At 63.0% G+C, this 17,014-nt stretch carries 19 protein-coding genes; 13 read left to right on the forward strand and 6 right to left on the reverse strand.

Annotation, left to right across the window (positions count from 1 at the left end; genetic code table 11):
* Positions 1-118: 118 nt before the first annotated feature.
* From FPB55_RS05030 to FPB55_RS05040, 3 genes are all read right to left on the reverse strand, one after another.
* Positions 119-2,179, reverse strand: coding sequence for a PhoX family phosphatase (locus tag FPB55_RS05030; protein ID WP_144187632.1), 2,061 nt, complete (start codon positions 2,177-2,179; stop codon positions 119-121).
* 143 nt (positions 2,180-2,322) lie between these two features.
* Positions 2,323-2,877 (reverse strand): L,D-transpeptidase family protein, encoded by a 555-nt coding sequence (locus FPB55_RS05035; RefSeq protein ID WP_144187635.1) that lies wholly within the window; start codon positions 2,875-2,877, stop codon positions 2,323-2,325.
* A gap of 22 nt (positions 2,878-2,899) precedes the next feature.
* Positions 2,900-3,451 carry an NUDIX hydrolase gene (locus tag FPB55_RS05040; protein WP_029885510.1) on the reverse strand — a complete coding sequence of 184 codons (552 nt, stop codon included), beginning with the start codon at positions 3,449-3,451 and terminating at the stop codon, positions 2,900-2,902.
* Positions 3,452-3,575: 124 nt separating this feature from the next.
* Between FPB55_RS05040 and FPB55_RS05045 the strand changes: the two genes are divergently transcribed.
* The 5 genes from FPB55_RS05045 to purT all read left to right on the forward strand — a co-directional run bounded on the left by FPB55_RS05045 (position 3,576) and on the right by purT (position 6,859).
* Entirely contained in the window at positions 3,576-4,175 is a 600-nt protein-coding gene (locus FPB55_RS05045; protein ID WP_009683433.1) for a CoA pyrophosphatase, read from the forward strand.
* Between the two features lie 44 nt (positions 4,176-4,219).
* On the forward strand, positions 4,220-4,744 hold the full coding sequence (locus FPB55_RS05050) for a gamma carbonic anhydrase family protein (RefSeq protein WP_029885508.1): 525 nt from the start codon (positions 4,220-4,222) through the stop codon (positions 4,742-4,744).
* Entirely contained in the window at positions 4,737-4,931 is a 195-nt protein-coding gene (locus FPB55_RS05055) for a DUF1289 domain-containing protein (protein ID WP_054914026.1), read from the forward strand. Before FPB55_RS05050 ends, FPB55_RS05055 begins: the two co-directional genes overlap by 8 nt.
* 202 nt (positions 4,932-5,133) lie before the next feature.
* Positions 5,134-5,601, forward strand: coding sequence for a VUT family protein (locus FPB55_RS05065; RefSeq protein ID WP_047150237.1), 468 nt, complete (start codon positions 5,134-5,136; stop codon positions 5,599-5,601).
* Between the two features lie 76 nt (positions 5,602-5,677).
* On the forward strand, positions 5,678-6,859 hold the full coding sequence (gene purT, locus FPB55_RS05070; protein WP_009683437.1) for a formate-dependent phosphoribosylglycinamide formyltransferase: 1,182 nt from the start codon (positions 5,678-5,680) through the stop codon (positions 6,857-6,859).
* A gap of 211 nt (positions 6,860-7,070) precedes the next feature.
* Here the strand turns inward: purT and FPB55_RS05075 are convergent, their stop codons facing one another.
* The 3 genes from FPB55_RS05075 to FPB55_RS05085 form a co-directional block, all read right to left on the reverse strand.
* A complete protein-coding gene (locus FPB55_RS05075; protein ID WP_144187637.1) occupies positions 7,071-8,369 on the reverse strand; it encodes an MFS transporter in 1,299 nt (432 codons plus the stop codon).
* Positions 8,370-8,642: 273 nt separating this feature from the next.
* The gene (locus FPB55_RS05080) at positions 8,643-9,848 is read right to left on the reverse strand and encodes a transporter associated domain-containing protein (RefSeq protein WP_009683439.1); all 1,206 of its coding nucleotides are present in this window, start codon (positions 9,846-9,848) and stop codon (positions 8,643-8,645) included.
* 9 nt (positions 9,849-9,857) lie between these two features.
* Positions 9,858-10,667 carry an inner membrane protein YpjD gene (locus FPB55_RS05085; RefSeq protein WP_009683440.1) on the reverse strand — a complete coding sequence of 270 codons (810 nt, stop codon included), beginning with the start codon at positions 10,665-10,667 and terminating at the stop codon, positions 9,858-9,860.
* Positions 10,668-10,978: 311 nt separating this feature from the next.
* Here FPB55_RS05085 and ffh point away from each other — a divergent pair, with 311 nt between their 5' ends.
* From ffh to FPB55_RS05125, 8 genes are all read left to right on the forward strand, one after another.
* On the forward strand, positions 10,979-12,355 hold the full coding sequence (ffh, locus tag FPB55_RS05090) for a signal recognition particle protein (protein WP_009683441.1): 1,377 nt from the start codon (positions 10,979-10,981) through the stop codon (positions 12,353-12,355).
* 247 nt (positions 12,356-12,602) lie between these two features.
* Positions 12,603-12,854 carry a 30S ribosomal protein S16 gene (gene rpsP / locus FPB55_RS05095; protein ID WP_008094480.1) on the forward strand — a complete coding sequence of 84 codons (252 nt, stop codon included), beginning with the start codon at positions 12,603-12,605 and terminating at the stop codon, positions 12,852-12,854.
* A gap of 5 nt (positions 12,855-12,859) precedes the next feature.
* Positions 12,860-13,396: a ribosome maturation factor RimM gene (gene rimM / locus FPB55_RS05100; RefSeq protein WP_009683442.1), complete on the forward strand. Its 537-nt coding sequence runs from the start codon at positions 12,860-12,862 to the stop codon at positions 13,394-13,396.
* 3 nt (positions 13,397-13,399) lie between these two features.
* Positions 13,400-14,152 (forward strand): tRNA (guanosine(37)-N1)-methyltransferase TrmD, encoded by a 753-nt coding sequence (trmD, locus tag FPB55_RS05105; protein WP_003252146.1) that lies wholly within the window; start codon positions 13,400-13,402, stop codon positions 14,150-14,152.
* Positions 14,153-14,194: 42 nt separating this feature from the next.
* Positions 14,195-14,545: a 50S ribosomal protein L19 gene (gene rplS / locus FPB55_RS05110; RefSeq protein ID WP_008094487.1), complete on the forward strand. Its 351-nt coding sequence runs from the start codon at positions 14,195-14,197 to the stop codon at positions 14,543-14,545.
* A gap of 95 nt (positions 14,546-14,640) precedes the next feature.
* Positions 14,641-15,048 (forward strand): acyl-CoA thioesterase, encoded by a 408-nt coding sequence (locus FPB55_RS05115; RefSeq protein WP_009683444.1) that lies wholly within the window; start codon positions 14,641-14,643, stop codon positions 15,046-15,048.
* A 170-nt stretch (positions 15,049-15,218) separates the two neighbouring features.
* Entirely contained in the window at positions 15,219-16,115 is an 897-nt protein-coding gene (xerD, locus tag FPB55_RS05120; RefSeq protein WP_009683445.1) for a site-specific tyrosine recombinase XerD, read from the forward strand.
* A gap of 152 nt (positions 16,116-16,267) precedes the next feature.
* Positions 16,268-17,011, forward strand: coding sequence for a DsbC family protein (locus FPB55_RS05125; protein ID WP_029888038.1), 744 nt, complete (start codon positions 16,268-16,270; stop codon positions 17,009-17,011).
* Positions 17,012-17,014 lie beyond the last annotated feature (3 nt).

The raw sequence follows: 17,014 nt of genomic DNA on the forward strand, positions 1-17,014 counted from the left end.
ACCGTATCAGGGCTATTCGCGGGCACGCCCGCTCCCACAGGATTACACAACTTGTGGGAGCGGGCGTGCCCGCGAACAGGCCAGTAAAGCCAGCGCAAGGCTAGCTGTACCACACCGGTCAGACGGTGCCGATCTCCCCGCCATCAACCCGCTGAATCACCACCGTCGCAGCCCGCGGCCTTACCTTGGTACCCGCTGGCGTCACATCCGTAGCGTTGTCGGTGCATGGCCAGTTCCCCGGGTGCTGAATGTTCACAAACAGCGTCTTGTTGTCCGGGGTAAAGGTAATCCCGGTCACTTCGCAACCATTCGGGCCAACGAAGAAGCGCCGCAGGTCCACCTGGTTCTGCGCGTTCACCGGCACCTGTTTGCCGCTGGCGTCCACCAGGTCGGTGGGGATCACCGCCAGTAGCTGGTCGTTGGTGTAGTCGGTGACAGTGCTTTCGCCGTTGTCGGTCTCGAACCACAGCACGCCACGGCTATCGAAGCTCATGCCATCCGGGCTGGCGAACTGGTTCAGTTCGGTGAGGCCGGAACGGTTGATGTCGGCGGTGCCGGCCGCGTTGGCGCCAAACACGAAGATGTCCCAGACGAAGCTCAACTGGTCGTCGCTGTCGTGCCAGCGGATGATATGGCCATGGCGGTTCGGCCCGCGCGGGTTGGCGGCATCGGCTTTTTCCGGGGTGCGCGCACTGTTGTTGGTCAGTGTCAGGTACACGTCGCCGTTCAGCGGGTTGACCGTGGTCCACTCCGGGCGGTCCATTGGCGTTGCGCCCACGGCATCGCCGGCACCCCGGGTGTTGAGCAGGATGCCCGGCAGGTCGCCGTACAGCGCGCCCAAGGTGCCGCCGCCAGTGGTGGGGGTAGTCACGTCCAGCAGCAGCCAGACGCCGGTACCGTCGGCATTGAAGCGGGCGACGTACAGCTTGCCCTGGTCCAGGTACTTGGCACCAGTGGCCAGTCGGTCGGCCGGGTTGGCATCGGCGGCATCCCACACGGCGCTGGACACCCACTTGTACACGTATTCATTGTTGGAGTCGTCACCCATGTACCACACCAGTGGCTTGCCCGGCACCGGCAGGCCCGGGGCGCAGCCTTCGTGGCGGAAGCGGCCCAGTGCGGTACGTTTGGTCGCGAGGGTGCTGCTGTCGTAAGGGTCGATCTCGACGATGTAGCCATAGGTGCTGGCTTCGTTGCGGTAGTCGTCGGTGGCGCTGGCGCCCTTGGCGGTCACGTCGAAACGGGCAAACTCGTCGGCTTCCTCGCTGGCGTCGCCGGCTGCACTTTCCCATTTGAACTGGCCGCTGGAGGTGCCCACGCCAATGCGCTGCTGGTCTTCAGGGCGGGTGCCCTTGTTGACGAAAATGCCCGGCCAGTTTTCTTCACAGGTGAGGTAGGTGCCCCAGGGCGTATAGCCGTTGCCGCAGTTGTTGTTGGTGCCTCGGCAGTGGGTGCCGGCGGGGGAGTACTTGGTCTTGACGTGTTCGGTGCCACGCAGCGGGCCGCTGATGGCCATGCGCGATGCGGTGGTGAAGCGGCGGTTGAGCGGGTCGTTGTCGACCACCTGCCAGCGGCCATCGGTTTTCTGCAAGCGCACCACGCCAGCGCCGTGGGCGTTGATTTCCTTGCGCACTTCTTCGGCCGGGCGTTTGCCATTGATATCGGTCGTTGGGCCGGCCGGGTGCAGGGCGGCGGTGTCGATGTACTCGAAGTTGATCGCCAGCAGGCCGTCTTCGGAGCTGCCGTTGATGGGGAAGAAATGCATGCCGTCATGGTGCATGCCCATGGCGTTGGCCTGATCGGTCGAGGTGTTGCTGCCATCGGCTCGCCACGGCTTGGCGTTGCTGTTCAGCGGCGTACCCCATGGGGCGAGCACGTAGGCGCTATAGCCGGCGGCCACTGCGCAGGCGTCGGTGCGCGACCCGGGGATGGATTGGAAACCCAGGGCCATTTTCGGGTTTTTCGGCTCGGTAACGGGCGGCTGGGTAACCGGGTCATCGTTGGCGGAGCCGCCGCTGTCGAAGCAGCCTGCCAGGCCTGTACCGGCGATCATGGCGATGGCAGCGCCCAGGCTGCCGCGCATCACACTGCGGCGGCTGAGGTAGACGTCCATGACGGAGGCCATCGGCGGGTTGCCGCTGTGGTTCCGGTCCAGATTGTCGCCGGTATCTCGACTCATCAGAGTGTCCTTGTATTCGCTGGCTTGAAACAAACCGCGACTGTAAGGCGCAAATGTGATGATTCGTTGGCAGAAATGTTAACGAGCTTTTAAAGCAACCGGCTCTCGGCATTGCCTGGCCTGCGTGGCTGCGCTGGTAGGGCTCAGGGCCGGATTTCGATCAACGTCCCATCGCGTACCAGGTTCCACACCTCCTGCATGTCACGGTTACGCATGGCAATGCAGCCATCGGTCCAGTCCAGGGTGTGGAAATACCATTCCGGGTATTCATCGTTGATCGGTGTGCCGTGGATCATGATCATGCTGCCGGCACTCACCCCTTCACGGGTAGCGCGGGCGGCATCGTTGCTGTTCGGGTAATTGATGTGCATGGCCAGGTTGAAGCGATCGCTCTGCTTGCGCCAGTCCAGCCAGTACAGGCCCTCTGGGGTCTTCTTGTCGCCCTCGCGCTGCTTGGGGCCCTTGGGCTGCTTGCCCAGGGAAATGCGGTAGGTCTTCAGCGGCTCGCCACGGCTGATCAATTGCAGGCGCCGCTCGGACTTGATCACCAGCACCTTATCGATCAGCGGTTGCATCGCCTGCTGCGAGGGCGACGGGGATGGCGCGGCCTGCACAGGCTTACGAATGATGGTCTCGGTAAATGCCGCCTGGGACACCGAGGTAACGCAAAGGCAGAAAATGGCAAGCAACCAGCGCATGTAACGGTATCCCTGAAGGCGTCTAGGTATTGGGCGAAACGAGCATCGGCGGCAGGTACTCATGGCCTATGGGGTAGTGCGCCCCGATGCGGTCGCGATAGTAGCATTCTAGTGTGCGCGTGACTGTGCGGAAAGCCAGCTCGCCCCAGGGAATCTCGTGTTCCTCGAACAGCCGCACCTCCAGGCTCTCGACGCCCACAGCGAAATCCAGGTCTGCCAGTTCGGCGCGGAAGAACACATGCACCTGGTTGATGTGCGGCAGGTCGAACAGCTGGTACAGGCTGGTTGCGCCGACCCGGGCGCAGGCTTCCTCCACCGTTTCGCGACGGGCGGCCTGGTCGAGGGTTTCGCCGTTCTCCATGAAACCGGCGGGCAGGGTCCAGAAACCGCGGCGCGGCTCGATGGCGCGGCGGCACAGCAGCACTTGGCTGCCCCAGGTGGGCAGCACGCCGGCGACGACGTTGGGGTTCTGGTAGTGGATGGTCTGGCAAGCCTCGCAGACATACCGCAGGCGGCTGTCGCCTTCGGGGATCCGCAGGGTGACCGGGTGGCCGCACGCGCTGCAGTAGTTCATGGCACTATCCTTTATGTTCCGGGCTATCTTGGCGCGGCCGCAGGCGCGCCGCAAGCGCGGGGGCTTGGGTGCCGCGCGGCTTTGGTGCATCATGCAAGGCAGGCCTTGGATACGAGCGTGCGCAATGCTGGACGAGCTACTTCGCCGAATGAGCAACCACCAACCCGCATCACTGGAAACCGACCGGCGGTTCCCCGAAGCGGCGGTTCTTTTGCCCATTACCCGTAGCGAAGCGCCCGAACTGGTCTTGACCCTGCGCGCCCAAGGGCTGTCCACCCATGGCGGTGAAGTGGCTTTTCCCGGAGGCCGCCGCGACCCGGAAGACCCGGACCTGGTGTTCACCGCGCTGCGCGAAGCCGAAGAAGAAATTGGCTTGCCGCCGGGTCTGGTGGAGGTGGTCGGCCCGCTCAGCCCGCTGATTTCACTGCATGGCCTGAAAGTGACACCGTTCGTCGGCGTTATCCCCGACTTCGTCGAATACCGCGCCAACGACGCCGAGATCGCGGCAGTATTCACCGTGCCGCTGGAGTTTTTCCGCCAGGACCCGCGTGACCATACCCACCGTATCGATTACCAGGGCCGCAGCTGGTATGTACCCAGTTATCGCTATGGCGAATACAAGATCTGGGGCTTGTCGGCGATCATGATCGTCGAACTGGTCAACCTGCTGTTCGATGCCGGCATCAGCTTGCATCAGCCCCCTGAGCGGTACATCGAAAACTGAGCGGGGCCAACCCCGTCGTCTGCGTTCCAGCCTGAGGAGCAAGCATGAAGTACCGCCTGGGCGACCTGCGGGTCGAGAGCCACCCCACCAGTTGGGCAGCGCCTAACGCCACGCTGATCGGCAACGTGCGCCTGCAAGCCAATGCCAGTGTGTGGTTTGGCGCAGTGCTGCGCGGCGACAACGAGCTGATCGACATCGGCGAAGACAGCAACGTGCAGGACGGCACGGTGATGCACACCGACATGGGGTCGCCGCTGACCTTGGGCAAGGGCGTGACCGTCGGTCACAATGCCATGCTGCATGGCTGCACGGTCGGTGACTACAGCCTGGTGGGCATCAATGCGGTGATCCTCAATGGCGCGCGTATTGGCAAGCATTGCATCATCGGCGCCAACGCGCTGATTCCCGAAGGCAAGGAAATTCCTGACGGTTCGCTGGTGATGGGGTCGCCGGGCAAGGTGGTGCGCGAGCTGACCGAGCAGCAGAAGCGCCTGCTGGAAGCCAGCGCCGCCCATTACGTGCACAATGCCCGGCGTTATGCGCGGGAGTTGGTAATTGACGATGAGTAATGTTGTGGAACGGCCGGTGGCTTCGCCCTGCGTGAGCATCTGTGCGCTGGACGAGCAGGACATCTGCACCGGCTGCCAGCGCAGCGTGGCCGAGATCGGCCGCTGGGGGCGGATGGACAATGACGAGCGCCGCGCGGTGCTCAAGCGTTGCCATGAACGGGCAGTAGAGGCTGGCCTCATCCTCTAGTCTGATGCAGAACCCTGTGGGAGCGGGCATGCCCGCGAAACCGCCACCGCGGTACATGGCACCGGCTCCGCCGGTGTTCGCGGGCACGCCCGCTCCTACAGGTACAGCATGAGCCTGGAGGGTGACGGATCATCTTTAGGAGCGGGTTTACCCGCGAACGGCTCGACGGTAATCTGTACGGCTTGCCCACAGATTACCCGCCATGTTCTATCTGCTTGCCTATATCAGCAGCGTAGTGCTGATCAACTACGCCTTTTCCAGTGCCCCGCACCTGGACGTCATCTGGTCCGCCTGGGGCGGCCTGGTGTTCATCCTGCGCGACATGGTGCAAACCCGCTTCGGCCACGGCGCCCTGGTCGCTATGCTGGTAGCGCTGGTGCTGTCGTATGTGACCTCTGAGCCGGCCATCGCCCTGGCCAGCGCCACCGCGTTCTTCATTTCCGAACTGATCGACTGGCTGGTGTTCAGCGTCACCCGGCGGCCACTGCGTGACCGCCTGTGGTTGAGTTCGGCGTTGAGCATTCCGGTGGACACCTTCATCTTCTTCGGCATGATCGGTGCCTTGGCCCCGGCGGTGGTCGGCACGGCCATGGCCTCCAAGTTCACCGGCGTCACCGCGGTGTGGCTGGCCATGGCATTTCGCGCCCGGCGGGCTGCTGCGGCCAGCTGATGGTGTAGAATAGCGGTCCTTTTTCAGCGGGTCGCGCCAAGCCGGGTGCGGCCCCGGATGCCTTCGAGGACCTGAAATGACCCGTATCGGAACCCCCTTGTCGCCTACTGCGACCCGTGTATTGCTGTGCGGCTGTGGCGAGCTGGGCAAGGAAGTGGTGATCGAGCTGCAGCGCCTGGGCGTCGAAGTGATCGCCGTCGACCGCTATGCCAATGCCCCGGCCATGCAGGTTGCGCACCGCAGCCACGTGGTCAACATGCTCGATGGCGTGGCCTTGCGTGCCGTGATCGAGGCCGAGAAGCCGCACTACATCGTTCCGGAAATCGAAGCCATCGCCACCGCCACCCTGGTCGAGCTGGAAAACGAAGGCTTCAACGTGGTGCCCACCGCCCGCGCGACCCAGCTGACCATGAACCGCGAAGGTATCCGCCGCCTGGCCGCCGAAGAGCTGGAGCTGCCAACTTCGCCGTACCATTTCGCCGACACCTATGAAGACTTCGCCAAGGGCGTGGCCGATGTAGGCTACCCGTGCGTGGTCAAGCCGGTCATGAGCTCGTCGGGCAAGGGCCAGAGCCTGCTGCGCAGCGACGCCGACCTGCAGAAGGCCTGGGACTATGCCCAGGAAGGCGGCCGCGCCGGCAAGGGCCGGGTGATCGTCGAGGGCTTCATCGACTTCGACTACGAAATCACCCTGCTGACCGTGCGTCATGTGGGGGGCACCACCTTCCTCGAACCGGTCGGCCACCGCCAGGAGAAGGGGGACTACCAGGAGTCCTGGCAGCCCCAGGCCATGAGCGAGAAAGCGCTGGCCGAGTCGCAACGTGTGGCCAAGGCGGTCACCGATGCGCTGGGTGGCCGGGGCCTGTTTGGCGTGGAACTGTTCGTGAAAGGCGACCAGGTGTGGTTCAGCGAAGTCTCGCCGCGCCCGCATGACACCGGCCTTGTGACCCTGATTTCCCAGGACCTGTCGCAGTTCGCCCTGCACGCCCGCGCCATTCTCGGGCTGCCGATCCCGGTGGTGCGCCAGTTCGGCCCTTCGGCCTCGGCGGTGATCTTGCCGCAGGGGCAGTCGCAGCAGACCAGCTTCGCCAACCTGGGTGCAGCCTTGAGCGAGCCGGATACTGCCATCCGCCTGTTCGGCAAGCCGGAAATCAACGGTACCCGCCGCATGGGTGTGTGCCTGGCGCGCGACGAGTCGGTTGAAGCGGCGCGGGCCAAGGCGACCCGCGCTTCGCAGGCGGTCAAGGTCGAGTTCTAAGCTGGAAGCTTCAAGCTTCAAGCTTCAAGCTTCAAGCTTCAAGCTTCAAGCTTCAAGCTTCAAGCTTCAAGCTGCAAGAGAATGCGCGTCGCTTGTAGCTTGTAGCTTGTAGCTTGTAGCTTGTAGCTTGTAGCTTGTAGCTTGTAGCTTGTAGCTTGTAGCTTGTAGCTTGCAGCTTGCAGCTTGCAGCTTGCAGCTTGCAGCTTGAGACTCACAGCTGAGTATTGCGGGTCTCTTTCAGGCACAGCACAGCGATCAAGCTGATCATTGCGGCTGCCGACACGTAGCCCCCCACCCAGCTCAAACCGCCCATGCTCACCAGCTTCTGGGCGAAGAACGGGGCCGCCGAGGCGCCGACAATCCCACCCAGGTTATACGCCGCCGAAGCGCCGGTGTATCGCACATGGGTTGGGAACAGCTCCGGTAGCAAAGCCCCCATCGGTGCAAAGGTCACGCCCATCAGGAACAGCTCGATGGCCAGGAACAGTGCCACGCCGGCGGTAGAGCCCGAGGTCAGCAAAGGCTCCATGGTAAAGCCCGACGCCACCGCCAGCAGGCCGCCGACGATCAGCACCGGCTTGCGCCCGTAGCGGTCGCTGAGCCAGGCCGACAGCGGCGTCGCCAGCGCCATGAATACCACGGCAAAGCACAGCAGGCCGAGGAACGTCTCCCGGCTGTACCCCAGCGTGGTCACACCGTAGCTCAGCGAGAACACGGTGGAGATATAGAACAGCGCATAGCACACCACCATGGCGGCAGCGCCCAGCAGGGTAGGGCGCCAGTGCCTGGCGAACAGGTCGACCACCGGCATTTTCACCCGCTCATGGCGGGCAACAGCCTTGGCGAACACGGGGCTTTCCTCCAGCTTCAGGCGCACATAAAGGCCTACCAGCACCAGGGCGGCGCTGAGCAGGAACGGGATACGCCAGCCCCACTCACGGAACTGCTCGTCGCTCAGGGTCAGGGCCAAGGTCAGAAACAGGCCGTTGGCCGCCAGGAAGCCGATCGATGGCCCCAATTGCGGGAACATGCCGAACCAGGCGCGCTTGCCCTCCGGGGCGTTTTCGGTGGCCAGCAGTGCCGCGCCGCCCCATTCGCCGCCCAAGCCCAGGCCTTGGCCAAAGCGCAGCAGGCAGAGGATGATCGGTGCCCATACACCGATGCTGTCGTAGCCCGGCAGCACGCCGATGGCCGTGGTAGACACACCCATCAGCAGCAGCGAGGCGACCAGGGTCGATTTGCGGCCGATGCGGTCGCCAAAATGGCCGAACAGTGCCGAGCCCAGCGGCCGGGCAAGAAAGGCAATGCCAAAGGTCAGGAAGGCCGCCAGCATCTGTGCGGTGCCCGAGCCGGAGGGGAAAAACACCGGCCCGATGACCAGGGCGGCAGCCGTGGCGTAAACGTAGAAGTCGTAGAACTCGATGGCGGTGCCAATGAAACTGGCAGTGGCTACCCGCGCGGGCGAGTTGACCGGCGCCGCAGGGGCTTGGGCATAGGTGCTGCTTGTCATTAAGTAGGTCCCTAACAGTCTGGTCCGGCTCCGTGGGCTTGCTCCACGACGGGTGCGCTGCAAAGGCAGGCACGGCGGCGCGGGCGCCGGAGCGTTTTGTTGTTGTGTGCGCCCGACTGACGATAGCCCAAGGGGGATAGGGGCGGGGGCGGGCACTGTTCAGGGTGTGGAAGCAGGACCGCGGGGCGTGTCAGTGGGGCGGACTGGCCGTGAAACGCCGGGTGCGGGTAGCAGGCGTGGCGGCGGGGCTGGGTAAGCGTGGGGCGAGTATAGCTAGCGCGCCAGGGTCCACACCAGTACCTTGCTGGCACAATTGTCCTCGGTTTCGAGGATCTCCAGGCGATAGCGGCCGATCTTCAGGCAAACGGCACTTTCGGGAATGCTTTCCAGTGCTTCGGTCACCAGGCCGTTCAGGGTTTTCGGCCCGCCGTCGCAGGGCAGGTGCCAGCCCAGGCTGCGGTTGATTTCACGCAGGGAGGCAGTGCCATCGATGACGAATGTGCCATCGGGCTGCGGATGCACGTGCGGGTTTTCCAGGCTCTGTTCGTCTTCGAACTCGCCGACGATTTCTTCGAGAATGTCTTCCAGGGTAACGATACCCAGCACTTCGCCATACTCGTCCACCACCACACCCAGGCGCCGTTGCTGTTTGTGGAAGTTCAGCAGTTGCATTTGCAGCGGTGTGCTTTCGGGCACGAAATACGGCTCGTAGCAGGCCCCGTGCAGCGCCTCCAGGGTCAACTCGGCCTTGGGCAGCAAATGGCTGATCAGCTTGGTGTTGAGGATCGCCTCCACCTGGTTGATGTCGTTGTGGTACACCGGCAGGCGGGTGTGGCGGCTGACAATCAGCTGTTCGATGATGCGCTCGATCGGCTCGTCGAGGTTGATGCCGTCCACTTCGCTGCGCGGCACCAGGATGTCGTTGACGGTGACCTTGTCCAGCGCCTGCAGGCCGTCGAGCAGGCCGTGGCGGGGCGCTTCGTGGCGCTCGTCTTCATCCGGGTCGTCATCTTCCTGCGGGTGCAGGGGCACTGCCGCTGGTTGCGCGCGGAACGGGCGCAAGATCAGTTTGGCGCAACCGTCGAGCAGGCAGGCGAACGGCTGCAGCAGCGTGAGCGGCGCTTTCAGCAGGCTTACGCCCAGGCTGGCCAGTGCTTGCGGGTTGCGCCGCGCCAGGCGCCGCGGCAGGAACTCGGCAAACACCAACAAGGCCGCGGCAGCGGCCAGCCCGGCCAGCCAGAAGCCGTGTTCGCCGTCGTAGCGCTGCCCGACCAGGCACGCCAGGCCCAGGACCAGCAGTTTGCCGAGGCTGGCGCACAGCACCAGTGCCTGGGCGGGCAACGCTGGCTGGCCATCATCGCCACTGCGTAGCGCGCCAGCCAGTTGCAGGCGCGCAACGTCCACAGCAGTGAACAGCGCTGCCCAGAGCAGCGCCAATGCCAGCGTGACCAGTAGCGGTGCGTACGGCAGGGTGTCCATGGGTGGCCGTCAGATATGCAGAATGAATTCGCGAACCAGCTTGCTGCCGAAATAGGCCAGCATCAGCAGGCAGAAACCGGCCAGCGTCCAGCGAATGGCCTTGTGGCCGCGCCAACCCAGGCGGGTTCGCCCCCACAGCAGCACGCTGAATACGACCCAGGCAACGCAGGCCAGCAAGGTTTTGTGCACCAGGTGCTGGGCGAACAGGTTTTCGAGGAACAGCCAGCCGGAGATCAGCGACAGCGACAGCAGGCACCAGCCGGCCCAGAGGAAGCCGAACAACAGACTTTCCATGGTTTGCAGCGGCGGGAAGTTGCGGATCAGCCCGGACGGGTGCTTGTTCTTCAGCTGGCGGTCCTGCAGCAGCAGCAGCAGCGACTGGAACACGGCAATGGTGAACAGCCCATAGGCCAGGATCGACAACAGGATGTGCGCAAGAATGCCCGGCTCCTCGTCGATCAGTGGCACCGTGCCGGGTGGCGCGAACTGCGCCAGCAAGGCCGTTACCGCGCCCAGCGGGAACAGCAGCACCAGCAGGTTTTCCACCGGTATGCGCAGGCAGGCGAGCAGGGTCAGGGCAATCACTGCCACGGCGATCAGGCTGGCTGCGCTGAAGAAGTCCAGGCTCAGGCCCAGTGGGGTGATCAGTTGGAAGAACAGTGCGCCGGCCTGGGCCAGCACCGCAACGGCACCGAGCAGGCCGAGCAGGCGCTTGTCGGCCTTGCGGCCCTGGGCGAGGTAGGAGCCCTGGTAGATGGCCGCTGCTATATAAAGGCCGGCGGCGATCAGGTTGGGGATGAGGCTGGGTGAGGAGAACATAAGTCCTGATTGGCGAGCCTTAAAGAGACGGAGTTTGGCATAGTGAGCTGCAAGCTGGAAGCTGCAAGCCTGAAGCGGGGGGCTTTAAGCGGCAAGCTTCAAGCTTCAAGCGGCAAGCTTCAAGAAAAAGCAGCCATCCCGCGCATCGGCTCTTGCTTGTAGCTTGTAGCTTGTAGCTTGCCGCTCGGAAGCTAAGGTGGGCGCCGCCGCCGCACTTCGCTATAATCGCCGCCTTGCTGTGCCTGGCGGGTATGTTTTTCCCTGCAGGCGCCTGACAAACCTCGGCTTTTACTGGGCCTGAAAGGATCACCATGTTCGAAAACCTGACCGACCGCCTGTCACAGACGCTGCGCCACGTCACCGGCAAGGCCAAGCTGACTGAAGACAACATCAAGGACACGCTGCGCGAAGTGCGCATGGCCCTGCTCGAGGCCGACGTCGCCCTGCCGGTGGTCAAGGATTTCGTCAACAGCGTCAAGGACCGTGCGGTCGGCACCGAAGTGTCGCGCAGCCTCACCCCGGGCCAGGCGTTCGTCAAGATCGTGCAGGCCGAGCTGGAAAGCCTCATGGGCGCGGCCAACGAAGACCTGGCGCTCAATGCCGCCCCGCCTGCCGTGGTACTGATGGCCGGCTTGCAGGGCGCCGGCAAGACCACCACCGCTGGCAAGCTGGCGCGCTTCCTCAAGGAGCGCAAGAAAAAGAGCGTGATGGTGGTGTCCGCCGACGTCTATCGCCCGGCGGCGATCAAGCAGCTGGAAACCCTGGCCAACGACATCGGTGTCACCTTCTTCCCGTCCGACATCAGCCAGAAGCCGGTGGCCATTGCCGAAGCGGCCATCCGCGAAGCCAAGCTCAAGTTCATCGACGTGGTCATCGTCGACACCGCCGGCCGCCTGCACATCGATGCCGACATGATGGCCGAGATCAAGGCGCTGCACGCTGCGGTCAAGCCGATCGAAACCCTGTTCGTGGTCGACGCCATGACCGGCCAGGACGCCGCCAACACCGCCAAGGCCTTTGGCGAGGCGCTGCCGCTGACCGGCGTGGTATTGACCAAGGTCGACGGTGACGCCCGTGGCGGTGCTGCGCTGTCGGTGCGTGCCATTACCGGCAAGCCGATCAAGTTCATCGGTATGGGTGAAAAAACCGAGGCTCTCGAGCCGTTCCACCCCGACCGTGTGGCCTCGCGCATCCTGGGCATGGGCGATGTACTCAGCCTGATCGAGCAGGCCGAGCAGACCATCGACAAGGCCAAGGCCGACAAGCTCGCCAAGAAGCTGAAGAAGGGCAAGGGCTTCGACCTCGAAGACTTCCGCGACCAGCTGCAGCAAATGAAGAACATGGGCGGCCTGGGTGGCCTGATGGACAAGCTGCCGAGCATCGGCGGGGTCAACCTGTCGCAGATGGGCAACGCCCAGGGCGCGGCCGAGAAGCAGTTCAAGCAGATGGAAGCGATCATCAACTCCATGACCCCGGCCGAGCGCCGCGACCCTGACCTGATCAGCGGTTCGCGCAAGCGCCGTATCGCCCTGGGTTCCGGCACCCAGGTGCAAGACATCGGCCGGCTGATCAAGCAGCACAAGCAGATGCAGAAGATGATGAAGAAGTTCTCTGCCAAGGGCGGCATGGCCAAGATGATGCGCGGCCTGGGCGGTATGCTCCCGGGCGGCGGCATGCCCAAGCTGTAACACGTATTCCGGGTGCCTGCCTTTCGTCGGGCAGGCGCCCAGAACCCCCGCCATGGCGGGGCAACGGCCGCGAATTTCGCGGCGCAACCGGCAAATCTGGACGGCGGGGCGGTGCCTTGCCGAAAAAGTCATTTGCAAATGTCCGTGTATTCCCCGAGAATATGCGGCCTTTTGGGCACCCGTGTGCCTATTTGGCATTCAGATTTGCAGTAAAAACTGCAACACCGACTATAGGAACGATGTTCACATGGTAACCATTCGTCTGGCCCGTGGCGGCTCGAAAAAGCGCCCATTCTACCACCTGACCGTGACCAACTCGCGTAACGCCCGTGACGGCCGTTTCGTTGAGCGCGTTGGCTTCTTCAACCCGATCGCATCGGGCGCCGAAGTCAAGCTGTCGGTCAACCAAGAGCGCGTCACCTACTGGCTGAGCCAGGGCGCACAGCCGTCTGAGCGCGTTGCTCAGCTGCTGAAGGACGCTGCCAAGGCCGCTGCCTGAAACGTATGAACGCGACGCCAGAAAAGGCTGACGACCTCATCGTCGTTGGCAAGATTTTTTCGGTTCACGGCGTTCGCGGCGAGGTGAAGGTGTATTCCTTTACCGATCCGATTGAAAACCTGTTGGATTATCCGCGCTGGACGCTTCGGCACGAAGGCAAGGTAAAGCAGGTCGAGCTGGTCAGCGGTCGTGGCTCCCAAAAGGGCCTGGTCGTGAAACTGAAAGGCCTCGATGATCGTGATGAAGCCCGGCTTCTGAGCGGTTACGAAATCTGCATTGCGCGGAGCCTTTTGCCCAACCTGGCTGCCGACGAGTACTACTGGTACCAATTGGTGGGTCTGAAGGTCATCAACCAGGACGAACACCTGTTCGGCAAGGTCGATCACCTGTTGGAGACTGGCGCGAACGATGTAATGGTGGTCAAGCCCTGTGCGGGCAGCCTGGATGATCGCGAGCGGCTGTTGCCCTATACGGAGCAATGCGTGCTGGCAATCGACCTGGAAGCAGGCACGATGCGGGTTGAGTGGGACGCGGATTTCTAAACGATGGGTAACCTTCGCGTAGATGTGATCACGTTGTTCCCCGAGATGTTCTCGGCCATCACGGAGTACGGCATTACCAGCCGCGCGGTGAAACAAGGGTTGCTTCAGGTGACTTGCTGGAACCCGCGGGACTACACCACAGATCGTCACCACACGGTAGATGATCGGCCGTTTGGCGGTGGTCCGGGCATGGTGATGAAAATAAAGCCTCTGGAAGATGCACTGGTTAGCGCCAGGCAGGCAACCGGAGCTGCGGCGAAGGTGATCTACCTTTCGCCACAAGGCCGCAAGCTGACTCAGCAAGCGGTCAAAGGCCTGGCCGAACAGGAGTCGTTGATCCTGATCGCCGGTCGTTATGAGGGCATCGACGAGCGCTTTATCGAGGCTCATGTCGATGAGGAGTGGTCGATTGGTGACTATGTGCTTTCCGGTGGCGAGCTGCCGGCCATGGTACTGATCGATGCGGTTACGCGGCTGCTGCCCGGAGCTTTAGGGCATGTGGACTCGGCGGAAGAGGATTCCTTTACCGACGGTCTGCTTGATTGCCCGCACTACACCCGGCCTGAGGTGTATGCGGATCAGCGTGTTCCCGACGTGTTGCTAAGTGGCAACCATGCACACATCCGGCGTTGGAGGATGAAGCAGTCCCTTGGTAGGACCTTCGAACGACGCGCCGATCTTCTGGAAAGTCGCTCGCTTTCTGGAGAAGAGAAGAAGCTGCTCGAGGAATATCTCCGCGAGCGGGACGATAGTTAAACGTATCGATGGTGGATCGCGTATCCATCTTAGGAGCACAGCATGACCAACAAGATCATCCAGCAGCTCGAAGCCGAGCAGATGAGCAAGGAAATCCCGACCTTCGCACCAGGCGACACCATTGTCGTTCAGGTTAAAGTGAAGGAAGGTGAGCGTTCCCGTCTGCAGGCGTTCGAAGGCGTCGTTATCGCCAAGCGTAACCGCGGTCTGAACAGCGCCTTCACCGTGCGCAAGATCTCCAGCGGCGTTGGCGTAGAGCGTACCTTCCAGACCTACAGCCCGCAAATCGACAGCCTGGCCGTGAAACGTCGTGGTGACGTGCGTAAAGCCAAGCTGTACTACCTGCGCGACCTGTCCGGCAAAGCCGCTCGCATCAAGGAAAAACTGTCCTGAGTACAGTTTGCCCGGTGGCCGAGGCCGCCTAGCGAGAGAAAAGCAGCCTTCGGGCTGCTTTTTTGCTTTTTCAACCTTCAGAAGATCGAATTGCGATGACTACCCGAGACCAGGAAATTCAGCGCCGCACCGAACTGTCGGTTACCCGCGTGACCAAGGCGGTGTTCCCCAACACCACCAACCACCACAACACCCTGTTCGGCGGTACTGCGCTGGCCTGGATGGACGAGGTGTCGTTCATCGCTGCCACGCGCTTCTGCCGCCTGCCGCTGGTGACCGTGTCCACCGACCGCATCGACTTCAAGCACCCGATCCCGGCGGGCTCGATCGTCGAGTTGGTGGGCACGGTGATCAAGGTCGGCAACACCAGTTTGCAGGTGCAAGTGGATGTGTTCGTAGAAAACATGTACCTGGACGGCCGTGAGCGTGCGATCCACGGGGTGTTCAGCTTTGTCGCCATCGACGAGGACAAGCGCCCGGTGCCGGTTTTGCCCCAGGCCTGAGTTCTTCTGCACTGGCCCTTTCGCCGGCGCGCCCGCTTCTACAGCCATGCAAAGCATTCAAAGCCTGTGCAGGCCCTGTGGGAGCGGGCGTGCCCGCGAAGAGGCCGGTACAGACAACCCCCAGGCTGCTGTGAAACACTAGCCCCATCTCCAACACCCAGCAGCCCTGAATGCCCGCCCTAGACCACCCCCTGATCGACCAGTTCCTCGACGCCCTGTGGCTTGAGAAAGGTCTGTCCGACAACACCCGCGTGTCCTACCGCAGTGACCTGGCCCTGTTCAACGGCTGGCTGCATGAGCGCTCCGTGGCGCTGCCCGACGCTGGCCGCGACCTGATCCTCGACCACCTGGCCTGGCGCCTGGAGCAGGGCTACAAGCCGCGTTCCACGGCACGTTTCATCTCCGGCCTGCGCGGCTTCTTCCGTTACCTGTTGCGGGAAAAGCTGGTGGCCATCGACCCGACCTTGCAGGTCGACATGCCGCAACTGGGCAAGCCTTTACCCAAGTCGCTGTCCGAAGCGGACGTCGAGGCCCTGCTGCAGGCCCCGGACCTGGGCGAGGCCATCGGCCAGCGTGATCGCGCCATGCTCGAAGTGCTGTACGCCTGTGGTCTGCGCGTCACCGAACTGGTCAGCCTGGCCCTCGACCAGGTCAACCTGCGCCAGGGCGTGCTGCGGGTCATGGGCAAAGGCAGCAAAGAGCGCCTGGTTCCCATGGGCGAAGAAGCCGTGGTATGGCTGGAGCGCTACCTGCGCAGTGGCCGTGCCGAACTGCTCAATGGCCGCCCCAGTGATGTACTGTTCCCCAGCCTTCGCGGCGAGCAGATGACCCGCCAGACCTTCTGGCACCGCATCAAGCACCATGCCCGCGTGGCCGGTATCGACAAGCCGCTGTCCCCGCATACGCTGCGCCATGCCTTTGCCACCCATTTGCTCAACCATGGCGCCGACCTGCGCGTGGTGCAGATGCTGCTGGGCCACAGCGACCTGTCGACCACGCAGATCTACACCCATGTGGCCAAGGCTCGCCTGCAACAGTTGCACGCCCAGCACCACCCGCGTGGATGAATGTTTTTCATGTTCCGCCGACCGGTCCTTGCCAGGCCCTTCACCAGCAGCGTGATGTGGTAGGCTTGGGCGGTTTGCACCAAGGGCCGCACGCTCACCGCTCTTTTTCGCCGGTGGCGCCCTCCGGTCCCTGTCCGCCTTCAGGAGTTCCCATGCGCGTGACCCAGTTTTTCGCCGCCGCCGCGTTGGCGCTGGCCAGTACCTTTGCGCTTGCCGCGGCAACCGACAGCAATGCCGGTGCCGAGCAGGCCATCCGTAAATCACTGCAAAACCTCGAGCTGGAAGTACCCGTGGAAAGCGTGGCCAGCAGCCCGCTGAACGGCCTGTACGAAGTCAAGCTGCAGGGCGGCCGGGTGCTCTACGCCAGCGCCGATGGCCAGTTCGTGATGCAGGGGTATCTGTTCCAGATCCAGAACGGCAAGCCGGTCAACCTTACCGAAAAAACCGAACGCCAAGGCGTGGCCAAGCTCATCAACGGCATTCCAGCCGCCGAGATGGTGGTTTATCCTGCCAAGGGCGAAACCAAGTCGCATATCACCGTCTTTACCGACACCACCTGCCCGTACTGCCACAAGCTGCACGCCGAAGTGCCTGAACTGAACCGCCGCGGTATCGAAGTGCGCTATGTCGCCTTCCCGCGCCAGGGCCTCGGTTCGCCGGGTGACCAGCAATTGCAGGCGGTGTGGTGCTCCAGCGACCGCCGCGCGGCCATGGACAAAATGGTCGAAGGCGAGGAAATCAAGGCGGCCAAGTGCGCCAACCCGGTCGGCAAGCAGTTCCAGCTGGGCCAGTCGATCGGTGTCAACGGCACGCCGGCCATCGTGCTGGAAAGCGGCCAGGTCATTCCGGGCTACCAGCCGGCGCCACAGGTCGCCAAGCTGGCACTGGCCAAGTAATCC

Origin of the sequence: Pseudomonas sp. BJP69 (genome assembly GCF_007633355.1) — a bacterium.
Classification (GTDB): domain Bacteria; phylum Pseudomonadota; class Gammaproteobacteria; order Pseudomonadales; family Pseudomonadaceae; genus Aquipseudomonas; species Aquipseudomonas juntendi.